Raw genomic sequence first — 6,259 nt, 5'->3', positions numbered from 1 at the left:
ATGCAAGCATCGACACAGAAGGCTCTTTTTGGAAAGCAGTTAACTACGGATATTTTGAAGATAATTTCAGTGGATTTGCAAGAGGCGGTTTCCGCTTAGTCAGAAAATTAAAATAGCCCCAATTCCCACACATTTTCAAAATGAGGCCCCACGGGCCTCATTTTTTTTGCATCATCCGAGATCTTTCGATTTCGCCCTTGCGGGCTACACTCAAGATGACACTATGGCGATTTTTTCAGCTCAAGAACTTTACTCTCAGGAAGATGGGAGTATTTGACGATTTTTTCAATAGGCTCATTGTCGGCAAGCATGGCGAGAGCCATTTCCTCACGCTCCTTATCACGCCCTTTAGCTTCAGCTTTGAGCCAAATCTCGGCTTCGATAGCTTCATCAGCATGTTTATCGAACATATGTTCCTCCAAGGCTTTAAGCAGTTCAGGGCTTATACGACTTACGCGTAAACGGTTGAGGGCGTCCCTAAAAATAGGATCCTTCGATTCGGGAACTTCAAGCGGTCCTTGCGATTAATATACTTATTTTTAGCGAAAACGGGAAGCGCCTTGTGTATGGCATCGCTATGGAGAACTTCGTTCTCGCTATAGACCGCCCAAGTATCCTTAAAAATATCCTCAGACTTGAGAATCGAGAAATTACAGAGCCAGATGGAAACCGTTTCAGGAAGTTCATAAAAATGAACTTTACGCTCTTTTTCATCCATCGACTTGAAATACGCTGAACGATTGTATTCGTACTTACCTCGTAGCGTTTGGTAAGAATTGTAGAGTTGCAGGCGGTCAAGGAAAAACGGATGGTTCCGGTTTTGCATTTGACGCTTTCAGCGTCAGCGACTTCGCCTCAGTAATAAATACAAACAAGTTTGTATTTGCAACATTCGGCTCGTACGCTACTCAATATTAAAGTATCGGTTGTCCTTGGTGGCTACCCACACGTCAAGGCGCGCAGAATCATCTTCCGGCATGAAAACGTCAATAGGCTTCTCGAACTCGTAATCGAGATCGATAATTTCATGATCGCTGTCTAGCCCGAGCAGGCAATTGAGCATATCGCGGATGGTATCCTTGTCATCCATCAGCACTCGGAACGTTTCGCTATAATACGGAAGCAAGAACTCTTCACCCTGCGCATTCGCGACAATGTAGTAGGCTTTTTTCTCTGAAGTCGTGTTATTTTCAGTCATTTGTTTTCCTTTAGGGGATAATTATGATTTGGCCCCTATACTATTAACACGCTTTTGACGCCTACGGCGTCCGCGACTGCATTCGGTCATAGAAAAATGCAAGCATTTTTCTGCGACTCTCATTTTGCACGCTTTTGTGGGCTGTTTGTCCTAAAAAATCTTTGTAAAATATTTTTAGACGAAAGTGGGACTTTTTCTATCAAATGGAATTTTCGCTATTTTTGTATATTCCGTCGTATGGATTGAGGTGTGAAAATGAAAAAGACGAATTAAGATTATAGGAGTTTATATGAAGAAACTTTTACTTCTAATCGCAATGTGGTCAGTCCTAGCAAACGCCCAACAATATACCATTTTTGAAATAAACGGAAAGAAATTAGGTTCGTTCAATGAGATACTAAACAAACAAACTCTCGACAAGTTTACCAAAGAACATCATGGGGCAATATTGGTAAAAAAAAATTCTTCCAACAAAACAGAATCTTTTAAAGCATTAAACAATTTTCAAATCAACCTAGCCCAAGTTGGAGAAAATCAAAGAGATATTAATTTAAGCAACGAGTCTTTAGATGAAAAAAACTGGATTGAAGTTAAAAAAAATGAAATTGTTAAAATTTGTCTAGATCGTCAAGTTCATGTTTGGGAAACATCTCTAAACGCAGTAATAACCAATGATTCTTGTTTAGTATTTCAAGCTCCAATTTTTATCGGAACTGAAGCAATTCAACTACACACATACCCCCAAAATGACACAAAAAAAATCAACATTGCAACCGGCATGAAATTCCTAAATTTCAAAAAAGACGAAATCATGCTCGGATACAACAAGCATAATATTCGTAAAAAAAAGCTGAATACCGATATAGAAGAAGATCCAGAAAGACTCGTTTCAATTACAGCAACTTATCTAGTCGATAAATACCCTGTAACAAACTGCGAATTCGTACAATTACTGTGGGATAGCATACCTGCAACTTCATCATATAAAAATCCAGGGTACAAGAAAATGCACCATGAAAACTGGTTTTCAATAAAAAAAGCAAGCATACGTAACGAAAACTGTCCTGTGCATGACACCGTAGCAAAATCAGTGTCTCTATACCAAGCAATGAAATACGCAAACGCACGAAGTTTACGAGAAGGACTAAAACCGTATTACATTTTTTCCGCTACAGATTCGCTAGATGAAGCGATTCTGTCTAATGGTCGATATATTATAGGACGTTGGGATTTTTCTTTTCACCATGACGCTCCCTACATCATGGTTACAACAGAAAAAGAATCTGACGGCTACAGATTACCCTATTACGATGAATGGATGATGTTTGCCCGTGGTGGCGATAAGAAAATGAAAGCTCCATGGGGAAACGCAGCAACACCATTAAATGAAATTCAAAAATATGCGCGATTTAACAGCACTTACGCATTTGACGGAACAGACGATTACATATCTGAGCCGGTCGGCCAACTTTTACCCAATGGATACGGCTTATACGACATGTTCGGTCTTGCTGCAGAACACGTTCTTTTAGATAGGATTATTTTCGAAGGAAATCTCGGATATCCATCCCTTTTAAAAGGAGGATCTTTCGTTTACGGTTTTTACGACACTGGTGCAACAGGAGTGGGTGCCGCATTCCGCCTAATCCGCAACATCGGCAATAATGCAAAATGGGAAAACATTGAATCAAATTCAAAGTAAAAACACATTTCAGAACATTGCCAAGGTTTGTTCAATGAAACGATTTATTTTTCATTTCATAAAATCAAAGACATATAATTCAACATTACTTATTCTGTTATCTTTGACAGCAAGCGCATCTTTTGCCGTAGATATTCCACATTCGGAATGGACATATACTCCATTCAACGATTCAGTAGCAAGCACAAACCATTCAGACGGTTCAACATTTCAGAATAAAAAAAATAGTTGGCGTAAAGCAAACATGATTTACCGAGAATAAAAAGAGGTTATAATGAAAAAAATTTTATTTTTCACAACAATTTTTTTAACAATGGCCACAGCGTATCAATACACCATTTTTGACATGAATGGGAAAAATCAAGGTACAATCAACGGAGAATTAAATAAATCTATTCTCTCTGATTTCGCTAAAAAAAATCATGGTTCTATATTGGTAAAAAAAGGATCTAAAAACATAGTATCATCACTACAGGATCTGATTTCAAAACAACAGTACTACGCTCTAACAAACCTCCCCAAAAGGGACATTAACTTAAATGTTGATTCTTTGGACAAGGAGCACTGGCTTGAAGTTGAAAAAAACGAAATCATCAGCATCTGTTTTGACAAAAGGGTCCTCACATGGGAAACTTCGTTAACCTCTAAAATATTAAACGACTCATGTCTCGCATTTAAAGTACCAACATTAATAGGCGTAGACTCGCTTAAAGTTAATTTTCTTAAGGATTACGATTCCTATAACTTAAATTACCTTAATAGCAATTCTACGTACAACATCAATTTGGCTATTGGAATGAAATTTTTGGATTTTATAAATGAAGAAGTTCTTTTGGGATCAAACGAATTAGGAAGAACAATAGCCCCACTCGAAGGTGTAAAAGAAGAAGACCCAGAAAAACTTGTATCAATAACAAATACATATTTGGTAGACAAATATCCAGTTACAAACTGTGAATTCACGCAATTGATGTGGGACAGCATTCCAAAAGAATCATCATACGCTCATACAGGAGCAAAAAGAACTCAAGAAGCATGGTTTGCGAGAAAAAAAAATAGCATCCGTAATGAGAATTGCATTGCAAAAGACTCTGCAGCATCGACTGTTTTCTTATACCAAGCTATGAAATATGCAAATGCCCGCAGTATTCGTGAAAATTTAAAGCCCTATTACATTTTTTCGACAACAACAGATGATGAATCTAAAATTTTGTCTAAAGGCGAATATATCATCGGCTATTATAGCTTTACGCCTCAAGAAAACAGCAGCATCCATGTATCTGTAGATACGACATCTAATGGATACAGACTACCATATTATAATGAATGGATGATATTTGCACGTGGAGGAGACAAAAAAAACCGAGCACCTTGGGGAAATTCATCCGCATCAATAGAAAATGTTTTAAAATACGCCAATTTTGGAACGGCTACAAAACATTACGATTCAGATCCTGTAGGTCAATTGCAGCCTAATGGATATGGGTTATATGACATGTTTGGGCTAGTTTGGGAACACGTTCTTTTTGAAAAAAATAATCCATTTTTGCTTCTTCAATGGAAGCCATCTTGTCTAAAGGGTGGAGATAAACATATAAGACTAGATAATGAAGATCGAGCATCTTATGTACATCGATCTTGGCAAAAAATTGATTACGGACATTCAAGAATAAACTATAGCGGTTTCGTTTTGAGCGGTTTCCGTTTGGTCAGAAAATTAAAATAGCCCCAATTCCCACAGATTTTTAAAATGAGGCCCCACAGGCCTCATTTTTATTTTACCAAACCCCGCATTACTTTACTTTTTTCTTACCGCACAAAATATCCTTGACAAGTGATTAATCCAATTCTATTTTGGCTCCGTTTTGGGATAAAATAGCCGTGGAGGTACATGATGAGCATATCTCGTTCATTCATCAACAACCATTTATTCTTATTCTTCTCGTCCTGTGTTATTTTAGGATGTTCTGTAACCGATTCTACAGATAGCGCTTATTCTAAATGGGATTTTTCGGGCTCTGTCGTTGATGCTACAGACAACAAGGGGCTCAACAAGGCTACTATAACATACCAAGACGCATCCGGCAATATCACCGAAACGGAGACCGATAAGAACGGCTACTTTTATATAGCAGAGCTCCCCTACGGTACGCGTTCATTCACGTTCAGCTACAAAAAAATTTCCGCAAAAGACAAAGACACGCTTTACTATTCTCCCAAAGTTGTAAGTATAACTTCTACAAGCGAATCTTCGCACATGGAAGGGGTTGTCGCCGGAAATTCTTCGATCGTACGTCTGACACCTATAAATGCTTCGTTCAAGGGCGAATTATACATCTACGACGAAGATGCAGACAAAAAAATACCGGTTTCTGGCGCCAAATTGAACATAATTCACCAGAACGCTGATTTTATCAACATTTTCCCCGAAAGTTTTTCTTCAAAAACCGATTCCACCGGAAAATTTACGTTTAAAAAGATTCCTGCCGATACCGGTTTTATTCTACAAGTTAGCCCTTATACCTATAATAACTTGCGCTACACCATAGGCGATATCGTACTCCCTAAACTCAGGGCCAACTCCGAAATCGACCTGGGCCGTAATGTTCTCGAACGCGACACATCTATCGAACAGAAAGGTATTATCAAATCTTCAAACGTCATAGACGTAAATATGAACGGTTACAGCGGCGTATCCACGCTTGCAACGCCTTACTATGTTTTCAGCGAAAGCATCACCGACAAGAATTTATCAGTATCCGTAAAGGCGGACACTGCAACATTCTATGTAAAGCCAACTCTTTCTGGCGACACGTTGTTTTTAAAGCACGATCTTGCCTTCCCTGCCGAGACAAAGATTCTCGTCAACATAACAGCTTACAAGAAAAAATCCGGGAACCGCATAGCTCTTGAACTTGCTGGCGATTCCGCATTCACAACCGATCGTGGATTGTACGCGGTTACAAGCAACGCTTGGCCGAGCAACAAAAATTTCAAGTCTACGTTCGGGACAAAAGATACCATCTGGGTAAAGTTCAGCGAAAAGCTCGACGAAAACACAGAGCGCATCCAATGGAGTTATGTAAACGGCATGGCCCGTTCCATTTACGCAAACGGCTACTATGCCAACGCAAAATCATGGATTAAGCAAGATACGTTGTTCGTCCAGATGTTAGAAAAGATTCTCGATTCCCGAGTCCAGGGCGACTCTGTAGGCATGAACGTGACCGTTTACGCCAAGAACGAGATGTATCTTAAAGGCTTTACGCTCCGCACAGAACTCAAGGTACCGCCAACATCATCGTCTAGCGCAGCATCTTCTTCAAGCACCGCAGTTTCCAGTTCTTCTGCCAAATAAC

General features: G+C 39.2%; 6 protein-coding genes. 3 read left to right on the top strand and 3 right to left on the bottom strand.

Annotation, left to right across the window (positions count from 1 at the left end):
* Nucleotides 1-221: 221 nt before the first annotated feature.
* The 3 genes from BUA34_RS16125 to BUA34_RS16115 form a co-directional block, all read right to left on the bottom strand.
* Complete coding sequence (locus tag BUA34_RS16125) at nucleotides 222-410, bottom strand: hypothetical protein (protein WP_254794490.1); 189 nt, start codon at nucleotides 408-410, stop codon at nucleotides 222-224.
* Between the two features lie 41 nt (nucleotides 411-451).
* Nucleotides 452-826 carry a hypothetical protein gene (locus tag BUA34_RS16120; RefSeq protein WP_254794489.1) on the bottom strand — a complete coding sequence of 125 codons (375 nt, stop codon included), beginning with the start codon at nucleotides 824-826 and terminating at the stop codon, nucleotides 452-454.
* Between the two features lie 78 nt (nucleotides 827-904).
* Nucleotides 905-1,198, bottom strand: coding sequence for a hypothetical protein (locus tag BUA34_RS16115; protein ID WP_254794488.1), 294 nt, complete (start codon nucleotides 1,196-1,198; stop codon nucleotides 905-907).
* Between the two features lie 289 nt (nucleotides 1,199-1,487).
* Here BUA34_RS16115 and BUA34_RS13650 point away from each other — a divergent pair, with 289 nt between their 5' ends.
* From BUA34_RS13650 to BUA34_RS13640, 3 genes are all read left to right on the top strand, one after another.
* Nucleotides 1,488-2,900, top strand: a complete 1,413-nt coding sequence (locus tag BUA34_RS13650; RefSeq protein ID WP_072830530.1) for a formylglycine-generating enzyme family protein — start codon at nucleotides 1,488-1,490, stop codon at nucleotides 2,898-2,900.
* 274 nt (nucleotides 2,901-3,174) lie between these two features.
* A complete protein-coding gene (locus BUA34_RS13645) occupies nucleotides 3,175-4,626 on the top strand; it encodes a formylglycine-generating enzyme family protein (RefSeq protein ID WP_083579801.1) in 1,452 nt (483 codons plus the stop codon).
* 165 nt (nucleotides 4,627-4,791) lie between these two features.
* A complete protein-coding gene (locus BUA34_RS13640; protein WP_083579800.1) occupies nucleotides 4,792-6,258 on the top strand; it encodes an MSCRAMM family protein in 1,467 nt (488 codons plus the stop codon).
* The last annotated feature ends 1 nt before the right edge of the window (nucleotide 6,259 follow it).

Source organism: Fibrobacter sp. UWB12, from assembly GCF_900142485.1.
Taxonomy (GTDB): Bacteria; Fibrobacterota; Fibrobacteria; order Fibrobacterales; family Fibrobacteraceae; genus Fibrobacter.
The sequence above is the reverse complement of the archived record's forward strand: the minus strand, read 5'-3'. Positions and strand labels throughout refer to the sequence as shown.

Bases quoted from the DNA above. Each gene is read 5' to 3' on its own strand.
- BUA34_RS16115 (WP_254794488.1), bottom strand. From the start codon at position 1,198: ATGACTGAAAATAACACGACTTCAGAGAAAAAAGCCTACTACATTGTC.
- BUA34_RS13640 (WP_083579800.1), top strand. From the start codon at position 4,792: ATGATGAGCATATCTCGTTCATTCATCAACAACCATTTATTCTTATTC.
- BUA34_RS13645 (WP_083579801.1), top strand. From the start codon at position 3,175: ATGAAAAAAATTTTATTTTTCACAACAATTTTTTTAACAATGGCCACA.
- BUA34_RS16125 (WP_254794490.1), bottom strand. From the start codon at position 410: ATGTTCGATAAACATGCTGATGAAGCTATCGAAGCCGAGATTTGGCTC.
- BUA34_RS13650 (WP_072830530.1), top strand. From the start codon at position 1,488: ATGAAGAAACTTTTACTTCTAATCGCAATGTGGTCAGTCCTAGCAAAC.
- BUA34_RS16120 (WP_254794489.1), bottom strand. From the start codon at position 826: ATGCAAAACCGGAACCATCCGTTTTTCCTTGACCGCCTGCAACTCTAC.